The organism is Nocardioides sp. J9 (assembly GCF_007829375.1).
Taxonomy (GTDB): domain Bacteria; phylum Actinomycetota; class Actinomycetes; order Propionibacteriales; family Nocardioidaceae; genus Nocardioides.
In genome coordinates, this window is sequence record NZ_VLJQ01000055.1 from 136,133 (window position 1) to 153,669 (window position 17,537).

At 73.4% G+C, this 17,537-nt stretch carries 17 protein-coding genes and 1 tRNA gene; 6 read left to right on the plus strand and 12 right to left on the minus strand.

What is annotated here, in order from left to right; all coding sequences use genetic code 11:
* The first annotated feature begins 27 nt into the window (after positions 1–27).
* Positions 28–585 (plus strand): TetR/AcrR family transcriptional regulator, encoded by a 558-nt coding sequence (locus tag L615_RS06230; RefSeq protein WP_028654515.1) that lies wholly within the window; start codon positions 28–30, stop codon positions 583–585.
* Here the strand turns inward: L615_RS06230 and L615_RS06235 are convergent.
* Positions 574–1,815 (minus strand): acyl-CoA dehydrogenase family protein, encoded by a 1,242-nt coding sequence (locus L615_RS06235; RefSeq protein WP_028654516.1) that lies wholly within the window; start codon positions 1,813–1,815, stop codon positions 574–576. The two genes, L615_RS06230 and L615_RS06235, sit on opposite strands and share 12 nt — an antisense overlap.
* 188 nt (positions 1,816–2,003) lie before the next feature.
* Between L615_RS06235 and L615_RS06240 the strand changes: the two genes are divergently transcribed.
* Positions 2,004–2,672, plus strand: a complete 669-nt coding sequence (locus L615_RS06240; protein ID WP_222430467.1) for a zinc-binding dehydrogenase — start codon at positions 2,004–2,006, stop codon at positions 2,670–2,672.
* Positions 2,673–2,678: 6 nt separating this feature from the next.
* Here the strand turns inward: L615_RS06240 and L615_RS06245 are convergent, their stop codons facing one another.
* The gene (locus tag L615_RS06245) at positions 2,679–3,794 is read right to left on the minus strand and encodes a phosphotransferase family protein (RefSeq protein ID WP_222430468.1); all 1,116 of its coding nucleotides are present in this window, start codon (positions 3,792–3,794) and stop codon (positions 2,679–2,681) included.
* 124 nt (positions 3,795–3,918) lie between these two features.
* Here L615_RS06245 and L615_RS06250 point away from each other — a divergent pair, with 124 nt between their 5' ends.
* Entirely contained in the window at positions 3,919–4,716 is a 798-nt protein-coding gene (locus tag L615_RS06250) for an SDR family NAD(P)-dependent oxidoreductase (protein ID WP_145724479.1), read from the plus strand.
* An 18-nt stretch (positions 4,717–4,734) separates the two neighbouring features.
* Here the strand turns inward: L615_RS06250 and L615_RS06255 are convergent, their stop codons facing one another.
* The 8 genes from L615_RS06255 to L615_RS06290 form a co-directional block, all read right to left on the minus strand.
* Positions 4,735–5,724 (minus strand): zinc-binding dehydrogenase, encoded by a 990-nt coding sequence (locus L615_RS06255; protein WP_145724480.1) that lies wholly within the window; start codon positions 5,722–5,724, stop codon positions 4,735–4,737.
* Positions 5,724–6,422 (minus strand): SDR family NAD(P)-dependent oxidoreductase, encoded by a 699-nt coding sequence (locus tag L615_RS06260; protein ID WP_145724481.1) that lies wholly within the window; start codon positions 6,420–6,422, stop codon positions 5,724–5,726. The genes L615_RS06255 and L615_RS06260 overlap by 1 nt, the downstream gene beginning before the upstream one ends.
* Entirely contained in the window at positions 6,419–7,759 is a 1,341-nt protein-coding gene (locus tag L615_RS06265) for a CdaR family transcriptional regulator (RefSeq protein WP_186449758.1), read from the minus strand. The genes L615_RS06260 and L615_RS06265 overlap by 4 nt, the downstream gene beginning before the upstream one ends.
* Before the next feature lie 143 nt (positions 7,760–7,902).
* A complete protein-coding gene (locus L615_RS06270; protein ID WP_145724483.1) occupies positions 7,903–8,634 on the minus strand; it encodes a tyrosine-protein phosphatase in 732 nt (243 codons plus the stop codon).
* Between the two features lie 137 nt (positions 8,635–8,771).
* A tRNA-Ser gene (locus tag L615_RS06275) sits at positions 8,772–8,858 on the minus strand.
* A gap of 107 nt (positions 8,859–8,965) precedes the next feature.
* Complete coding sequence (locus L615_RS06280) at positions 8,966–9,595, minus strand: hypothetical protein (RefSeq protein WP_145724484.1); 630 nt, start codon at positions 9,593–9,595, stop codon at positions 8,966–8,968.
* A gap of 348 nt (positions 9,596–9,943) precedes the next feature.
* Positions 9,944–10,951, minus strand: a complete 1,008-nt coding sequence (locus L615_RS06285) for an aldo/keto reductase (RefSeq protein ID WP_145724485.1) — start codon at positions 10,949–10,951, stop codon at positions 9,944–9,946.
* Positions 10,952–10,972: 21 nt separating this feature from the next.
* Positions 10,973–12,148 carry an ROK family protein gene (locus L615_RS06290; protein ID WP_145724486.1) on the minus strand — a complete coding sequence of 392 codons (1,176 nt, stop codon included), beginning with the start codon at positions 12,146–12,148 and terminating at the stop codon, positions 10,973–10,975.
* A 137-nt stretch (positions 12,149–12,285) separates the two neighbouring features.
* Here L615_RS06290 and zwf point away from each other — a divergent pair, with 137 nt between their 5' ends.
* From zwf to eda, 3 genes are read left to right on the plus strand one after another with little or no spacing between them, the layout of a single operon-like run.
* Positions 12,286–13,749 carry a glucose-6-phosphate dehydrogenase gene (gene zwf, locus L615_RS06295; RefSeq protein ID WP_261376578.1) on the plus strand — a complete coding sequence of 488 codons (1,464 nt, stop codon included), beginning with the start codon at positions 12,286–12,288 and terminating at the stop codon, positions 13,747–13,749.
* A gap of 1 nt (position 13,750) precedes the next feature.
* Complete coding sequence (gene edd / locus L615_RS06300; protein ID WP_145724487.1) at positions 13,751–15,622, plus strand: phosphogluconate dehydratase; 1,872 nt, start codon at positions 13,751–13,753, stop codon at positions 15,620–15,622.
* On the plus strand, positions 15,609–16,232 hold the full coding sequence (gene eda / locus L615_RS06305) for a bifunctional 4-hydroxy-2-oxoglutarate aldolase/2-dehydro-3-deoxy-phosphogluconate aldolase (protein ID WP_261376579.1): 624 nt from the start codon (positions 15,609–15,611) through the stop codon (positions 16,230–16,232). Before edd ends, eda begins: the two co-directional genes overlap by 14 nt.
* Before the next feature lie 219 nt (positions 16,233–16,451).
* On the opposite strand, the gene L615_RS06310 is transcribed toward eda, so the two are convergent.
* The gene (locus L615_RS06310; RefSeq protein WP_222430469.1) at positions 16,452–17,042 is read right to left on the minus strand and encodes a TIGR03086 family metal-binding protein; all 591 of its coding nucleotides are present in this window, start codon (positions 17,040–17,042) and stop codon (positions 16,452–16,454) included.
* Positions 17,043–17,096: 54 nt separating this feature from the next.
* Positions 17,097–17,531 carry a nucleoside deaminase gene (locus L615_RS06315; RefSeq protein WP_145724505.1) on the minus strand — a complete coding sequence of 145 codons (435 nt, stop codon included), beginning with the start codon at positions 17,529–17,531 and terminating at the stop codon, positions 17,097–17,099.
* Positions 17,532–17,537 lie beyond the last annotated feature (6 nt).

Consider the following 17,537-nt stretch of genomic DNA (forward strand, 5'->3'; position numbering starts at 1 on the left):
CGTTCCGCTCCATGTTAGTCTCCCGGCGTGGGACGCGACCGACGGATCCTGGAAGCCGCGGCGGTGGCGTTCCAGGAGAAGGGCTTCCACGGCGTCGGCATGGACGAGCTCGGCACCCGTGCCGGTCTGAGCGGGCCGTCGCTCTATCGCTACTTCAGTGGCAAGGACGAGATCCTCGCGACCCTTCTCAACGAGGCCATGGACGAGCTGCTCGCGGCCACGGCACCGGTGGAGGAGGACCCGGCCGCCGACCTGCGCCGGGCACTGCGGCACCACGCGGAGTTCGCCTTGGCGAACCGCGCCCTCGTCACGCTCTACCAGCGCGAGGTCGGCTCGCTGGTCGACCCCTGGTCGCGGAGCTTCACCCGGCGCCGCGGCCACTACACGCGCCGCTGGGAGGCGCTGGTCGCGCGGGCCCGCCCGGACCTCGACGACGCGACCGTGGCGGCGACCAGCCAGGGCTGCCTCGGGCTCGTCTTCTCGGTGTCGAGCTGGCCCGACCGGACCCTCGTCCGGCCGCGGCTGGCCGAGCTGATCGTCGACCTCGCGCTGCGGGGCATCGACGGAGCTGCCTCAGCGGCCTGAGCGGAAGTCCCACATGCCGGCTGCGATCCGGCGGTACTGCAGCTCGTCGGAACCCTCGGTGATCCGGTAGCGGCGGTGGTGCCGGTAGATGTGCTCGAACGGGTGGTGCCGGCTGTAGCCGACACCGCCGTGGACCTGCATGGCCCGGTCGGCCGCGTCGCAGGCGAGGCGGTTGCCACGCACGTTGACCATCGAGACCTTGTCACTCACCCCCGTACGCCCGTGCACGTCCATCTCCCACGCCACCTTGAGGATCGTGTTGCGCACCAGCTCCGCCTCGGTCTGGAGCTCGACGAGCTGCCACTGGACACCCTGGTAGTCCCGCAGCGCCGTCCCGAACAGGCGCCTCTCCTCGGTGTAGGCGACCGACCGGTCGATGCAGAACTGCGCAGCACCCAGCGAGCTCGCCGCCTGTCGGATGCGGTTCTCGTGCACGAACAGCTGGGCGCAGTCGAGGCCACGCCCCTCCTCCCCCACCATCGCAGCGGCCGGCACCCGGACACCGTCCAGGCGGACCTCGGCGTGGTCGGTCGGCATGTTGAACGTCCACCAGTAGAAGGGGACCTCGAAGCCGGGGGCGTCGGTGGGGACGAGGAACGCGGAGATCCCCTCGGCCTTGCCGTCCTCGCCACTGGTGCGTGCGAACACGAGGTCCACCTCGGCCACGTCGACCACGCTGTTCCACCGCTTCGCGCCGGTGATCACCCAGTCGTCGCCGTCCCGCACGGCGCGCGTCTCGAGCCACGTGGCATCGCTGCCGTGGTCCGGTTCGGTCAGCCCGAACGCCATCTCCAGGTCCCCACTGACCAGTCGCTCGAGGTACTGCTCCTTCTGCTCGTCGGTCCCGTACTCGTGCAGGACCAGGGCGAGCGGGAGGTTGGCGACCACGGAAGCCTCGTGGCTGAGCTCGGCGTGCAGGCCCGGCCCGCGGTGGGCGAGGTGCTCCCGGACGAGCGCCATGGCGACGTTGGTCGCGTCCTGGCCGCCCAGTGCCTTCGGCAGGGGGTAGCGGTAGAAGCCGGCCCCGTCCGCCAGGCGACGCGCCTCACTCATGATCTCCCGCCACCGCCGGGTCGGGACGCCTCCCCGCTCGACGTCGGTGCGGGCGAACTCTCGCCGGTGGTCGAAGTACTCGGGGTTGGCTTCCTCGATCGGCTTGATCCGGGTGTCGATGAAGTCGTCGAGCTCGGCGAGGAAGGTCGTGACGTCCTCGGGGATGGACCAGTCCATTGTCGTCTCCTGTGGTCGGCCCGGCCGTCGGTCGGGTGGCGCCGACGCTAGGTGCCGCAGGCCCGGGGCCGGGCGGGCCCAGGTGCTCGGGCTGTGGACTTCTCCACCGCCCCGACCGGGCGCGGTCGCGGAGTCGCGCAACCGGGTCGACGATGCGGTCAGGACTCGCCGACCACGAGGAGGGTGACGTGCGCGCTGTCGTGCGGCTCCCCGACTCCATGTCGTTCGTCGAGGGGGCGGGGATCTACATGAACTACGCCACGGCCTGGTACGCGCTCGACCGAGCCGGCGCCCGACCCGGCGAGACCGTCCTCGTCACCGGTGCCGCCGGCGGCGTGGGCACCTGCGTGCTGGACCTCGGCCCCGCCTTCGGCGTCTCCACGATCGCCCTGGTGTCCAGCCGCGACAAGGAGGTGATGGCACGCAACGCGGGCGCGACCCACGTCCTGCGCAGCGACGGGGACTGGCTTCCCCAGGTCCGCGAGCTCACCGGGGGTCGAGGGGTCGAGGTGTTCGTCGACATGGTCGGGGGCGACCGCTTCCTCGACACGGTGCGCTCGCTGCGGATCGGGGGACGCGGCGTCATCGTCGGGTTCGCCGGCGGGTCCATCCCGGAGCTGCGGATGAACCGGCTGCTCCTGCGCAACCTGACGCTGACCGGCATCACGATGGACGTCATGGAGACCGAGCACCCCGGGACGCTCGAGCGGGTCCGGCACGGAGTCCAGGCACTGCTCGACGAGGGCCGTCTCTCCCCCGCCATCGGTGCCGTCTACCCGATGGACCGCGCCGCCGACGCCCTCGCTGCACTCGACGACCGGACCGCGGTGGGCAAGGTGATCGTGCGGGTGCGGTGAGACCGCTCACCGCGCGTCTAGCGCTACGTGCCCCGCCCGCAGCACGTCGGTCAGGTGCCTGCTCGCCGTCACCAGCTTGGGATCGGGGTCCGCCTGCCGCCGTTCCCGCTTCCAGATCACGGCGATCGTCGAGGCCGTCTTGTAGTGGCACACGGCGAGGAACCACGCCAGGTCGCGCCGCACGCCCGCGGCGTCCTGCTGTCGCGCTCCCGCGGCGAGCCGCTCGCGTTCGTACACCTCCAGGGCTTCCTCGGCCGTCGGCAGGAGGGAGGCAGCGGCGCGGTCGGCCGCGGGCCGCGCGGCGTGGAAGACGTGCGCGGGCCGGAGGTGCATGAGCAGCCACGCGAGGTCGGTCCGGGGGTCGCCGAGGCTCCAGATCTCCCAGTCGATGACGGCTGACAACCGGTCCCCCTCGAACAGCATGTTGGCGAGCCGGAAGTCCCCGTGCAGCAACCGCGGCGCCACTCCTTCCGGGACCTGGGCGGCGAGCCTTGCGTAGAGCTCCTCGTGCCCGGGCGCGATGTCGTCGTCCACCGTCCCGAAGAGCCGGCGCCAGCGTTCGAGCTCCTCGCCCGGGCCGGTGACCGGCTCGGGGCCGAGGGAGAGGCGCTCCGGCTCGATCGACTGCAGGCGGGCCAGTGCGCGCACCGCGGTCCGGTACCGCTCCGCGACGGTCGCGGCTGCGGGTGGAGCGGGCGCCACGTCCAGCCCCGGCTCGTAGGAGTCGCCGGGGCTCAGCTCCATGACGAACAGCGGCGGCACCTCGGGGGGTGCGCCGCCGTCCTCGAGCAGGACCTCTGGCACCGGGAACCCGGCGGTCCCGTGCAGGGCGTGGAGGACCCGCGCCTGGCGCAGGACGTCGCGGTTGCGGACCGGCGCCAGGCCGGCGGGGGCCACCTTGAGCACCACCCCACGCTCCGGTCCCGCGCCCACGAGCGTCGAGGCGTGGGTGAGGCTGGAGACACCGCCCTCGAGGCGGCGCAGCCCGAGCAGCTCTGCCCCGGGCCAGCGTCGCCGCGCCACCGCGGTGACGCGGTCCAGGAGGTGTCGGGGGTCGAGGGCGTCGGTGTCGTCCATGTCGTCCATGTCGTCCATGCCGTCCGTGTCGTCCGTGCCAGCCATGCCTGCCAGCGTCGGGCGGTCATCGACCGGCAGCAACGGAGCGGAGGCCCCGTGCTGGAGAGGCCCACACCGCCGGGGGTGCTGACCGTGGGCCCCGGGGCCACCGCCCGGACACACTCCGCGCATGACGAGCTCGCAGGACAACCCCTACACGTCGTCGCCCTGGACCGGGCGATTCCGCCTCGACGGCAAGGTCGCGGTGGTGACCGGGGCCTCCAGCGGCCTGGGTGTCGCGATCGCCCAGGGGATGGCGGCCGCTGGCGCCGACGTGGCGATCGGCGCGCGCCGGCTCACGGGACTCGCACGGACCCGCGAGCTGGTCGAGGCCCTCGGTCGACGATGCGTGGCCGTGGAGACCGACGTGACGTCGGTGGCGGACTGCGACCGACTCGTGGCCGCGGCCGTCGACGAGCTCGGTGGGTGCGACGTGCTGGTCAACAACGCCGGTGTCGGTGGCGCCTACAACGCCGCGACCGAGGACCCGCCCGAGCACTTCCGGTCCGTGGTCGACGTGAACCTGTTCGGCTCCTACTGGATGGCCCAGGCTGCCGGGCGCGTCATGCCGCCCGGCAGCGCGGTGGTCAACATGTCCAGCGTCATGGCGGTGACGACGGCCCGGATGCCCGCAGCCGGCTACAGCGCGGCCAAGGCAGGCGTGCTCGGGATGACGCGTGACCTCGCCGCCCAGTGGGGCTCGCGGGGCATCCGGGTGAACGCCCTCCTACCCGGCGTCTTCCCGACCGAGGCCACAGCGCACTACAGCCCGCGCTACCAGCAGAAGCTGATCGACGCTCGGGTCCCTGCCGGCCGCCTGGGCGATCCCGTCGAGATCGCCAGCACCGCGGTCTTCCTGGCGTCGGACGCGGCCGGGTACATCACCGGGGTCGGGATCCCCGTCGACGGCGGGGTGCTCCTACTCTGATCAGGCGGCTGTGCCGGCTCAGTCCGCCGCCACGTCGATGACGACCTTCCCGAGGGCCTGCCTGCGGTCGAGGATGCCGAGGGCGCCTGTCGCCACCTCGAGGGGCAGCCGGTGGCCGACGTACGGGCGCACGCTGCCGGCGGCTGCGGCCGCCTCGAGGCCGGCGATCAGCTCCGGCGCGTAGCCGGGGAAGCGCTGCTCCCACGGGTCCAGGGCCACGCCGACGACGCTGAGGTTGCGCAGCAGCAGGCGGTTCAGGCGCACCTCGGGGATCGTGCCCTCGGCGAAGCCGACGACCATGAGCCGGCCCCCGACGTCGAGGGCGCGCAAGGAGTCGGTGACCCGGTCGCCACCGACCGGGTCGACCACGACGTCCACCCCGTCGCCGGTCAGCTCCCGCGCACGCACGGCCCAGCCGTCCTCGGTGCGCAGCACGACGTCCGCGCCGCACTGCTCGGCCACTGCGGCCTTCGCGTCCGACGAGACCACGGCGATCGACGGCTTCGCCCGGCCGCGGAGCAGGTCGAGCGTCGCCGTCCCGACGCCGCCGGCCGCGCCGTGCACGAGCACCGCCTGGCCGTCCTCGAAGCCGGCCCGGTCGAGGGTGAACCAGGCGGTGGCGTAGTTGAGGAAGAACGCAGCTGCGTCGATCCACGACATCGAGGGCGGGATCTGGACGGTGTAGCGAGGGATCCCGAGGACGCGCTCGGCCACCGCACCCCAGACGCTGAGGCCGGCGACGCGGTCTCCGGGGCGGAACCGGGACCCCGGCGAGGCCTCGAGCACGACGCCGGCGTACTCGCCGCCGGTGACGTAGGGCGCGGGCGTGCCGTGCTGGTAGGCACCCCGGCTCTGCAGCAGGTCGGGGAAGGCCACAGCTGCGGCTCGGACCTCGACGAGGAGCCGCTCGCCGTCCGCCCACGGGTGCGCTCCCCGGGGCTCGGGCAGGTCGTCGCGCAGCTCGAGCCCGTCCGGGCCGGTCGTCCGCGGCACCACCAGGCCGCGCATCAGCGGCGGGCCACCGAGGAGGTGACGGACCTCGTGTTCAGCTCGTCGCCGCCGTCGACGGTGAGGACCTGGCCAGTCACCATCCCGGAGCGGTCGTCGGCGAAGAAGGAGACGGCGTTGGCGATGTCCTCGGGGTCGACGAAGCCGTTCGGCAGGCTCTCGAGCCACGCGGCCCTGATCTCCTCGGGCATGCCGAGGATGCCGGAGGAGGCCGTCATGCCGGGAAGGACGCAGTTCGCGGTCACACCGTGGCGCAGGTTCTCCGCCGCGACGGTCTTGACCATGCCGATCAGCCCGGCCTTGGAGGTCGCGTACGACACCTGGGCGGGCATTCCCTGCGTGCCAGCGGTGCTGGAGATGACGACGATCCGGCCGTACCCGCGCTCGCGCATGCCGGCGAGGCACTGCTGCAGGACCCGGAAGGTGCCGGTGAGGTTCACGTCGAGGTCGAGCTGCCACTTCTCGAGCGAGAACGAGTGGGCAGCACCGAGCAGGGTGGTGATGGCCGCGTTGGCGACGTACACGTCGACCACGCCGAGGTCGGGCAGCTCGTCGCGCGCGATGTCGAGCTGCCAGGTGCACCCGGGCTCCTTGTCCAGCGTGACGACCTCGAAGCCGTCGTCCGCCAGGCGCCTGGCGATCGCCTGGCCGATGCCCCCCTCGCGACCTGCCCCGGTGACCAGGGCACGCCGCGTCATGCGCTGTCCTTCCCACGGGCCGCAGCGTCGTGCTCGGCGTCACCGATCGTGGGGATGGCAGGGTGCCCCTCGAGCCTGAGGACGAGCAGCGCGGTCTGGGCGGCGAGCTGGTCGTTGGCGTTCGCAGCGACGTCCAGGCCAGTGAGGTCGTGCACCTTGGCGAGGCGCAGGCGCACCGTGTTCTCGTGGATCCCCAACCGGGCCGCGGACTCACGCACGCTCCGCCCGGTGTCGAAGAAGCTCTGCAGGGTGCGCAGCAGGTCCGCCGTCCCCGGTCGGCCGTCGAGCAGTGCCCCGATGACGTCGTGGACGTAGCGCCGCACCGCACCGAGGTCGCCGTTCGCGACGAACAGCCGGGCCGGGCCGAGGTCGTCGACCGCGATCACCCGCTCGCCCGACCCGTTGAACCGGTCGACGCACAGCACGACCTCCCGGGTCTCGCGGTAGGCGCGGTGGAGCGCCGAGGCCCGGGTCACCCCGGAGACGCCCACGATGCAGGTCCGGTCCGGGAGCGAGCGGGTGAGGTGGCGCAGGACGCGCTTGACCTCGTGCACGAAGGCGACGGGTGCGCACCCCCCGGGCGCCTCGACGAGCAGGATCATGCCTTCGCGCCCGCGGGTCGCCAGCACCTCGACGCCCAGGTCGGCCGCGACCCGCGTGGAGACGACCTCCTCGTCGAGCGGGGCGGTGCCCTCGCACGGGTCCGCGAGGTAGACCAGGACCCGATCGGCATCGGCCTGGACGCCGAGGTACTCGGCGGCGTCGGCGATGTCGTCCGGCCGCGTGTGGCCACGCACCAGCTGCCGGGCGAGGGTGGCGCGCGCGTTCCAGGACGCCCGAGCGACCCGACGCTGCACGTCGTACTCCGCGGCGAGGTGGACGGCCGTCCTGCTCAGGAGGGCCGCGTCGTCGCGGCCCATCCGGCCCGACACCTCGGCGATCACCAGCCACGCGAACAGGCAGTCCTCGCGGCGCACCGGCATGAGCAGGTGCCGGCGCTCGATGCGCAGCGCCGGTTGCGCGTTGACGACCAGCGGTCCGGGAGCCGCGAGGTCGACCGGCCCGTGATGGGCCAGCAGGTGGTCGACGTCCGGCGGTCGGAAGTCCGACCCTCGGGCCCGCTCGGAACGAGAGACGACCCGGCCCTGCGGGTCGATCAGCCAGACCGGGTTGGCGGTCAGGCCGGCCGCGGTCTGGACGAGGCCGGCGATGCCACCACCAGCAGCGGCCGTCGCGGAGAGGCGCATCTCGACGGCGTAGCGGCGGGCCAGGTCGTCGTACCGCTGGCGGAGCTCGGCTGCGGACAGCGCCGGGGCGCCGGCCTCGGCGACGCTCATCGCGCCACCGCCCGGCACCGAGGCAGCACGCGGTCCGGTCCGGACGGGTTCGAAGCACACATCGTCGTCTCCTCGGCGGGCGCAGCGGCGGTATTGCTCCGAGATTAGAATGGTCAGACCGTTTCGGCAAGGGGTGCCGGACGTCATCGCCTCTCCAGCATGGCCGCTCGGAAGGCCCCGACCTCCTCGGCACGGAGCCCGTGGTCCACCAGCCAGGCCTCGGCGCCACCCCGGGCGCGCAGCCACTCGAGGAGGGACTCCACCTGCCGGGGCGCCGGCGCCTGGTCCTCGACGCTGCTGTCGGAGAGCATCTCGGCATAGAGGTCGTGGCGTCGCAGCCGGGTCAGGACGGGTTCCACGCTCGGCGCTGACAGCAGGTGCTCGGCGACGATGTCCTGCTCCGCGACACCGAGCACGGAGAGGAGCAGCGTCGCGACGACGCCCGTGCGGTCCTTGCCCGCCGCGCAGTGGAACAGCACGGCGTGCCCGCGCGGGTCCATCACGGCGCGGACGGCGCCGACGACCGACTCGGGCTGGGTCTCCAGGTAGGCCGCATATCCCGCCCGCCACGAGCTCTCCTGCCCCGCGCTCAGCCCCCAGCGGCACCACCGGACGCGGTACGCCGACCAGTCGACGCACTCCACAGCGACCTCCGTGCCTCGGCGCAGGTCGACCACGGTGGCGAGGCGGAGCTCGTCCCACGCGGCAGCATCGGCCTCGGCGAAAGCTGGGTAGTCACACCGGAAGACGCGGCCCGTGCGGACGCGACTCCCGTCCTCGGTGACGACTCCCCCCAGGTCGCGGAGGTTGTGGGAGCCCACCACCTGCCGGACACGGCTGGTGGGTTTGCGCGCGGGATCGGTCTCGGTGCTCATCCCTCGACCTTGCAGCGGTGGCGCGGCGTCGACCACCGACCCGCTGCGCGGGGGTGTGGACCTCCCCAGCGATGCCGACGACCGGCACAAAAGAAGACCGGACCGGGCCCTCGCAGGACCCGGTCCGATCTGTGCGGCGGTGACGGAGGGATTTGAACCCTCGGTGGACTTGCGCCCACAAACGCTTTCGAGGCGTTCTCCTTAGGCCGCTCGGACACGTCACCGCGGGAGACATTACCGGAGCGGCGCGGGAGGCCCGAAATCCGGCCCCGCCCTGACATCGGGGGCGCCGGGAGACCGGCGCCCCCAACGGGGCCAGGCGGGCTGGTGGTCAGCGGTTGGCCCGCGGGACCACTGTCTTGCTCAGGGACACGCCCGTGGCGCCGCCGGTCGGCGTGTAGACGATCGACAGGCTCGAGCTGGTGATGAACGAGCCGGTCCCGAGCTCGCGGGCGACGAGGGCGACGCTGTGCGAACCCTTCAGCACCGGCACGACGACCGTGACGGCGCCGTTCTCACCAGCGCCGGAGCCCTTGTAGTGGAGCTGCCGGTAGCCGGCGAGGACCTTGCCGTCGATCCGCAGCGAGTACTGCAGGCGGCCGTCGCCGGCGAGGGTGACGTCGTCCTCGGCGTACACCGTGGCGGTGATCGCGAGGAAGCCCTTCGCGGACGTGTTGAGCGACCGCGACACGATCGGCTGGTAGCTGGCGGTGACGAAGTCGTTGATGTACGTCGTGTACGCCGCACCCCACGCCCGCGGCTCGTCGCGGACGTCCTTGGCCGTGAGGCTCTCGTTCTTGATGTCGGCGCCGGTGACCGTGCCGTCCTTGATCTTCGCGCCGGTGATGATGCCGTGCGCGACGGCTCCGCCGGTGCTGCCCAGCAGCAGGGCGACGACGAGGACGGCGAGGGCGACCGGCGAGAGGCGTCCGCCGGGCCGGCGGTCTGCGGTGGTGGTCATGGGGGGCTCCTTCGATGAGGGGAGGGGTTCCTGCCTCTCCTCAGAGCGCGCCCGGACCGTCGCTGATACCGCGACTTCTCATGCCTCCACACGAGGTGCGTGACTTTCCACCGCGAAGTGCGCGAGTTCGCACCACGAGGTGTGCGGGTTCCCACCACGAGGTGTGCGAGTTCGCACCACGGAGTGTGCGGAGGCTCCTGCGGGCGACCGGTCGCGCCGGACCACTACCGCCAGCAGTGACCACTCGACGGGCCGGAAGTGACGTGCCGACCCGCCGGAGGTGACCACTCGACGCGCCGGAAGTGACCACTCGACGGGCCGGAAGTGACGCCTCGACGGGCGCGGCGGTCACCAGCGCGGGTGGATGGCCTCGCGCAGGTGGCGGTCGTAGATCGCGCGGACGCCGTCGAGCAGCTCGGCGGGGAGCGGGTCGAGCAGGCCGGCGGCGGCGTTGGCGCGGGCCTGCTCGGGGTTGCGGGCGCCGGGGATGACGGTGGTGACGCCGGGCTGCTGCCAGCACCACGCGATCGCGGCCTGGGCCGGGGTGACCTCGTCGCCGAGGGCGGAGCGGACGAGGCCGGTGAACTCCGCGGCCGCGGCGACGCCGGTGCGGTAGTCGACGCCGGAGAAGGTCTCGCCGACGTCGAAGGCGCTGCCGTCGCGGTTGTAGGTGCGGTGGTCGTCGGGCGCGAAGGTGGTCGACTCGTCGTACCGGCCCGACAGCAGGCCGGAGGCCAGGGGCACGCGGGCGATGATCGCGACGCCGGCCTCGGCCGCGGCGGGCAGCACCTCGTCGAGCGGCTTGAGCCGGAAGGCGTTGAGGATGATCTGCACCGACTGCACGCCGGGGCGGGTGATTGCGGACAGGGCCTGGGCGCAGGTCTCGACGCTGACGCCGTAGCCGGCGATGACGCCGTCGGCGACGAGCTGGTCGAGGGCGTCGTAGGTCGCGTCGTCGTCGATGACCTCCGACGGCGGGCAGTGCAGCTGGACGAGGTCGATGGTGTCGACGCCGAGGTTGCGCCGCGAGCGGTCGAGCCAGTCGCGGAAGCTGGCGAGCACGTAGTTGTCCGGCACCTGGTCGACGCGGCGGCCCATCTTGGTGACGACGGTGAAGCCGTCGTCGGCGTGGTCGGCGAGGAAGCGGCCGACGATCTGCTCGCTGCGGCCGTCGCCGTAGACGTCGGCGGTGTCATAGAAGGTGACGCCGGCCTCCGCGGACGCCTCGAGGACGGCACGGGCGTCCGCCTCGCTGACGTCGCCCCAGTCGGCGCCGAGCTGCCAGGTGCCGAGGCCGACGACGGAGACCTCGCGGGCCAGGGCGCTGCCGGGCCGGCCGAAGGGTCGCTGTTCCATGGAGGTCCTCCTTGCGAGGGGTCAGGAGCGGGCGCGGGCCAGCCGCGCGTCGACGGCGGCAGGGCTGAGGACGGCGTCGAGCGCGAGCGCGGCGCAGCCGACGAGACCCGCCCGGTCACCGTACGTCGCGGGCAGGAACTGCAGCTCGCGGGTCGCGAGCGCCGACGCCTTCGCGTAGACGGCCTCGCGCACACCGGCGGCGTACACGTCGTAGGCGCCGGCCATGTCGCCGCCGAGGACGACGGCCCGCGGGTTCAGCAGGTTGATGGCGACGGCGAGCAACTCGCCGACCTGGCGGCCGCTCTCGCGCAGCAGCTGCTTGGCCTCCGCGTCGCCGGCCAGCGCCTGCGCGACCAGGTCGCGGACGTGGTCGACGGTGCGGCCCTCCTCGCGCAGCCGGGCGACGAGCGCCCAGCCGGAGGCGACGGTCTCGAGGCAGCCGACGTCGCCGCAGCGGCACGGCCGTCCGGCGGCCTCCGCGACCTTGGTGTGCCCGAGGTCGCCGGCGCCACCGCGGGCGCCGGTGACGATGCGACCGCCGGCGAGGACGCCGAGCCCGATCCCGGTCGACGCCTTGACGACGAGCAGGTCGTCGGTGGGCGTGGCGTGGCCGAGGAACTCCGAGCGGGCCATGGTGTCGGCGTCGTTGGCGAGCAGGATCGGGGCGTCCGCCACGTCGGCGAGGTACGGCGCCAGCGGGACGCCGTCCCAGCCGGCCATGACCGGGGTGTCGACGCTGACCCCGCGCTCGGCGTCGACGACGCCGGGCAGGGAGACCCCGATCCCGAGCACGCCCAGCGCGGTGGCCGGGCCGGCGGCGAGCAGCGTGCGCAGCTGGTCGGCAACGACGGGCATCACGTCGTGGGGGCCGGCGCCGACCTCGTGGTCGACGGCGGAGGAGGCGAGCTCGGCGCCGCCGAGGTCGAAGACCGCGACCTGGGAGCGCGAGCGGCCGATGGCGGCGGCGAGCACGACGCCGGCGCCGGTGTCGAAGACCAGGCTCCCGGGCGGGCGCCCGCCGGTGGAGGCGAGCTCGGCGCCGGTGCGGAGCAGCCCGGCGTCGGTCAGCGCGGCGACCCGGGCGACGACTGCGGTGCGGGACAGGCCGGTGAGCCCGCGCAGGTCGGCGCGGGTGCTCGCCCGGCCGGAGCGCAGCAGCGCGAGGAGCTCACCAGCAGTCGCGGACTCGCGCGCCATCAGCCCTCACCCCGGCGGGTGGAGGTGCGGCGCAGGCGGGCGCAGGACATGACCGGAATCTAAGCACGACCACTTTGATCTCAAAAAGACCTAAGTAGGGTTCCCTCGATGCATCCTTTGGCTCTACCGTGGAGGGCGTGAGTGTGACTCCCGACCTCGAGGTCCCCGCCTGCGACTTCACCGTCTTCGGCGGAACCGGCGACCTCGCCCTCCGCAAGCTGCTCCCCGGCCTCTACGAGCGCGAGCGCCAGCGCAACCTCCACCCCGACACCCGGATCATCGGCGTGTCCCGGCACGCCCTCGACGACGCCGGCTACCGCGACCTGGTCACCCAGGCCCTGTTCGAGCACGTGCCCGAGGACCACCTCGAGGCCGGCGCGGTGCACCGGCTGACCCGCCGGCTGCACCACCTCGCCATCGACGCCCACGTCCCCGACGGGTGGCACCAGCTGCACGGCCTGCTCAAGGACCACCCGGGCCGCACCTCCCGCGGCGAGGGTCCGGCCACGCGCGTGTTCTACCTCGCCGTCGGCTCCGACCTGTTCGGCCCGATCTGCGACCGCCTCGACGACCTCGGCCTCGTCGAGCCCGACAGCCGCGTCGTCCTCGAGAAGCCGATCGGCTCCGACCTGGCGTCCTCGCGCGTCGTCAACGACGCCGTCGGGCGGGTGTTCGAGGAGGGGCAGGTCTACCGGATCGACCACTACCTCGGGAAGGAGAGCGTGCAGAACCTGCTGGTCACGCGCTTCGCCAACACCTTCCTCGAGCCGGTGTGGAACTCCCGCTGGGTCGACCACGTGCAGATCACCGTGTCGGAGACGCTCGGCGTCGGCGGCCGCGGCGGCTACTACGACCGCGCCGGCGCGCTGCGCGACATGGTGCAGAACCACCTGCTGCAGATGCTGTGCCTGGTCGCGATGGAGCCCCCGACGTACGTCGGCGGCGACCCGGTGCGCGACGAGAAGCTCAAGGTGCTGCGCGCCCTCAAGCCGCTGGCCGGCGCCGACGTGGACCGCCACACCGTGCGCGGGCAGTACACGACGTACGCCGAGGAGATCGGCCGGCAGAGCACGACCGAGACCTTCGTGGCGCTGCGCGCGGAGGTGCAGAACTGGCGGTGGGCGGGCGTGCCGTTCTACCTGCGCACCGGCAAGCGGCTGGCCCGCAAGGAGTCGACCATCGAGGTCGTCTTCAAGGAGCCGCCGCACGCGATGTTCCCGCACAGCGAGGGCGTCACGACGCCGAACCGGCTGACCATCCGGATGCAGCCCGACGAGGGCATGCAGCTGCACCTGACCGCCAAGCACCCCGGCCCGGGCGGCATCCGCATGCACCCGGCCTCGCTCGACCTCAGCTACGACGACACCTTCGACGAGCGCAGCCCCGACGCCTACGAGCGGCTGCTGCTCGACGTGATGCGCGGCATCCCGACCCTGTTCATGCGCCGCGACGAGGTCGAGGCGGCGTGGGCGTGGGTCGAGCCGATCCTCGACCAGTGGGAGCGCGCCGGCATCGAGCCGGTCCGCTACCACCCCGGCACCACCGGCCCGGCCGCGGCGGCGATGCTGCTGGCGCGCGAGGGCCGCACCTGGCAGGAGTGACATGACCCAGCAGCCCCTCCACCCCGTCCTGGCCGACGTGACCCGTCGGCTCACCGAGCGCAGCGCCGCCACCCGCACGGCGTACCTCGCTCGCGTGCGCGAGGCGGCCCTGCGCGGACCTGCGCGGGGTCGCCTCGCGTGCGCCAACCTCGCGCACGGCTTCGCGGCCGCCGAGGGCCCGGCGAAGGCGGAGCTCGCGCGCGGGCAGAAGCCGAACCTGGCGATCGTCACCAGCTACAACGACATGCTCTCGGCGCACCAGCCGTACGGCGACTACCCGCCCGTCCTCAAGGACGCGGTCGTCCGCGCAGGTGGTCTCGCGCAGGTCGCCGGCGGCGTGCCGGCGATGTGCGACGGCGTCACCCAGGGCCGCGACGGCATGCAGCTCTCGCTCTACAGCCGCGACGTGATCGCGATGTCGACCGCGATCGCGCTCTCCCACGACATGTTCGACGCCGCCCTGCTGCTCGGCGTCTGCGACAAGATCGTGCCCGGGCTGCTGATCGGCGCGCTGTCCTTCGGGCACCTGCCCGCCGTGTGGGTGCCCGCCGGGCCGATGGCCTCGGGCCTGCCCAACAAGGAGAAGGCGAAGGTGCGCCAGCTCTTCGCCGAGGGCAAGGTCGGCCGTGAGGAGCTGCTCGAGGCCGAGTCGGCGTCGTACCACTCGCGCGGGACGTGCACCTTCTACGGCACCGCCAACTCCAACCAGCTGCTGATGGAGGTGATGGGCCTGCACCTGCCGGGCTCCTCCTTCGTCAACCCCGACAACCCGCTGCGCGACGCACTCACCCGCGAGGCGGCGGCGGTGGCGGTGCGCCGCACCCAGCAGCACGATGCGGCGCCGGCCCTCGGCGAGATGGTCGACGAGAAGGTCGTGCTCAACGCGTGCGTGGCCCTGCTCGCGAGCGGCGGGTCGACCAACCACACGCTGCACCTGGTCGCGATCGCACGTGCTGCCGGGATCCTGCTGACGTGGGACGACCTCGCCGACCTGTCGGCCGTCGTACCGCTGCTGGCGCGGGTCTACCCCAACGGTGCCGCGGACGTGAACCACTTCCACGCCGCCGGCGGGATCGGCTTCCTGGTGAGCACCCTGCTCGACGCGGGACTGCTGCACGAGGACGTCGAGACGATCGTCGGCCACGGCCTGCGCCGCTACACCGAGGAGCCGGTGCTCATCGACGGCGAGCTGTCGTGGCGTCCCGGCCCGGCCGAGAGCCTCGACCTCGACGTGCTCCGTCCAGCCACCGACCCGTTCTCCGCCGACGGCGGGCTCAAGGTGCTGCGCGGGCCCCTCGGCACCGGGGTCGTCAAGACTTCCGCCGTGGCGGTCGAGCACCGCACGGTCACCGCGCCGGCGCGGGTCTTCGACGACCAGCAGGACTTCCTGCAGGCCTTCGCCGACGGCGACCTCGACGGCCAGGACCTCGTCGCGGTCATCCGCTACCAGGGCCCCGCCGCCAACGGCATGCCCGAGCTGCACAAGCTGACCCCCCCGCTCGGCGTGCTGCAGGACCGTGGGCAACGGGTCGCGATCGTCACCGACGGCCGGATGTCCGGTGCCTCCGGAAAGGTCCCCGCCGCCATCCACGTCACCCCCGAGGCCGCCGTCGGCGGGCCGCTCGCCCGGGTGCGTGACGGCGACGTCATCACCCTCGACGCCGGCGCCGGCGTGCTGCACGTCGAGGCCGACCTCGCGCATCGCGAGCCGACCGGCGCTGCGCCCTCGGGCGCGGCGCGGGCCGGCACCGGGCGCGAGCTCTTCGCCGCGTTCCGTGCGACCGTGGGACCAGCCGACGAGGGAGCATCGGTGTTCCCCTCGCCCGCCGCCGACCCGACCACCGCCCCGGAGGCTCCCCTTGTCCGCTCCTGAGTCCGTGCTCGACGTCGTCCCCGTCATGCCGGTGGTCGTCGTGCACGACCTCGCGGCCGCCGTACCCATCGCGCAGGCGCTGGTCGACGGCGGCTTGCCGGCGATCGAGCTGACCCTGCGCACCCCGGTCGCCCTGGACGCGCTGCGCGCCATCGCGGCCGAGGTGCCGGACATCCTGCTCGGCGCCGGCACCATCACCACCCCGCACCAGGCCGAGGCGGCCGTCGAGGCGGGGGCCCGCTTCCTGGTCTCCCCGGGCTCCACGCCCGCGCTGCTCGCGGCGATGCAGGCGACCGGCGTGCCGTTCCTGCCCGGCACGTCGACCGTCTCGGAGGTGCTCGCGGTGCTCGAGGCCGGGCAGCGCGAGATGAAGTTCTTCCCGGCCGAGGCGTCCGGTGGTGTGCGCTACCTCAGGTCTGTCGGCGACCCGGTGCCGCAGGCCCGCTTCTGCCCCACCGGCGGCATCACCCCCGCCTCGGCCCCCGACTACCTCGCCCTGCCGAACGTCGGCTGCGTCGGCGGCTCGTGGATCACCCCCGCCGACGCCGTCGCCGCGGGCGACTGGGACCGGATCCGCACCCTCGCCGCCGAGGCCGCCGCCCTCCGCTGACCCGCCTCACCCCACCCCAGCCCATAACACGGGGCGGTCGGTTCGTCCAGACCTTCGCGATAGTCCCGGGCCAAAAGCACCTTCCGGCGGCGTGTCGCGGTGCTTTTGACCCGGGACTACCGCCGTTGGCGAGCCTGGTGACCGGACGGGGTGGGGCGGTCGGGCTGGGGTAGTCCCTGACGAAAAGCACCGTCGTACGGCGTGTCGCGGTGCTTTTCGTCAGGGACTACCGCGCTCAGGCGCGGCGGCCGAGGAGGGCGAGCAGCTCGAGCAGGGGCGGGGCTCCGGGCGGGACCGGGAGGGGCGGGCCGAAGGCGGAGCCGCGCTCGGAGAGGGTCTCCGGGGTGGAGAGAACGGGCGGGCGAAGGACAGGCAGGCCGCGACGTCGGCGTCGGTGACCTCGAAGGGGCGGCCGAGGGCGGTCGCGAGGTCCCAGCCGTGCACGACGACCTCGTTGAGGGCGACGGCCGCGGCGACGTCACCGGGCAGGTCGATGCCGCCGGCGGCGGTCATGCCGTCGTACGCCGCCGGGTCGCGCCACGCCGCCGCCAGCGCGCCGAGGTCGGCGCCGATCCGGTCCCGGAAGCCCGGCTCGAGGCGGGGGCCGTCGCCGACGGCGCCCTGCTCGGTGCCCGGCACCGGCTCCTTGCGGGCTGCGCCGGTGAAGGCGACGGCGAGGCCGCCGACGTGGTCGACGAGGTCGGCGACGGAGTACTCCGTGCACGGGGTCGGTCGGGCGAGGTCCTCGTCGCGCACGGCGGCGACGAGGGTGGCGAGGGTCGTGGTGGCCGGTCCGAGGTCGAGGGTCATGCCCCTACCGACCGGCGGGCGCCCGCGGAATCATCGGTGGTCCAGCTCGGTGGCTCAACCGCGCTGCGCGGAGAAGAACCGCTCGAGGAGCGCCGCGGACTCCGCGGCCAGCACGCCGGACACCACCTCGGGGCGGTGGTTGAGACGCCGGTCGCGCACGACGTCCCACAACGACCCCACGGCGCCCGCCTTGTCGTCCCAGGCACCGAAGACGACCCGGTCCACCCGGGACAGGACGGCGGCGCCGGCGCACATCGTGCACGGCTCGAGGGTCACCACGAGGGTGCAGCCGGAGAGCCGCCAATCCCCGCGGGCGGCGGCCGCGGCGCGGAGCGCGACCACCTCGGCGTGGCCGGTGGGGTCGCCGTCGCGCTCGCGGACGTTGTGGCCGACGCCCACCACCTCGCCGGCGGCGTCGACGACGACGGCGCCGATGGGTACGTCGCCGCTCGTCAGCGCGGCCTCCGCCTCGGCGAGGGCGCGCTGCATCGGCGC

Coding starts and splice junctions, on each gene's coding strand:
- L615_RS06285 (WP_145724485.1), bottom strand. CDS start 10,951: ATGGAACAGCGACCCTTCGGCCGGCCCGGCAGCGCCCTGGCCCGCGAG.
- L615_RS06260 (WP_145724481.1), bottom strand. CDS start 6,422: ATGACGCGGCGTGCCCTGGTCACCGGGGCAGGTCGCGAGGGGGGCATC.
- L615_RS06290 (WP_145724486.1), bottom strand. CDS start 12,148: ATGGCGCGCGAGTCCGCGACTGCTGGTGAGCTCCTCGCGCTGCTGCGC.
- L615_RS06315 (WP_145724505.1), bottom strand. CDS start 17,531: ATGCAGCGCGCCCTCGCCGAGGCGGAGGCCGCGCTGACGAGCGGCGAC.
- L615_RS06280 (WP_145724484.1), bottom strand. CDS start 9,595: ATGACCACCACCGCAGACCGCCGGCCCGGCGGACGCCTCTCGCCGGTC.
- edd (WP_145724487.1), top strand. CDS start 13,751: ATGACCCAGCAGCCCCTCCACCCCGTCCTGGCCGACGTGACCCGTCGG.
- L615_RS06265 (WP_186449758.1), bottom strand. CDS start 7,759: ATGAGCGTCGCCGAGGCCGGCGCCCCGGCGCTGTCCGCAGCCGAGCTC.
- L615_RS06270 (WP_145724483.1), bottom strand. CDS start 8,634: ATGAGCACCGAGACCGATCCCGCGCGCAAACCCACCAGCCGTGTCCGG.
- L615_RS06310 (WP_222430469.1), bottom strand. CDS start 17,042: ATGACCCTCGACCTCGGACCGGCCACCACGACCCTCGCCACCCTCGTC.
- L615_RS06245 (WP_222430468.1), bottom strand. CDS start 3,794: ATGGCTGGCACGGACGACACGGACGGCATGGACGACATGGACGACATG.
- L615_RS06235 (WP_028654516.1), bottom strand. CDS start 1,815: ATGGACTGGTCCATCCCCGAGGACGTCACGACCTTCCTCGCCGAGCTC.
- L615_RS06250 (WP_145724479.1), top strand. CDS start 3,919: ATGACGAGCTCGCAGGACAACCCCTACACGTCGTCGCCCTGGACCGGG.
- L615_RS06255 (WP_145724480.1), bottom strand. CDS start 5,724: ATGCGCGGCCTGGTGGTGCCGCGGACGACCGGCCCGGACGGGCTCGAG.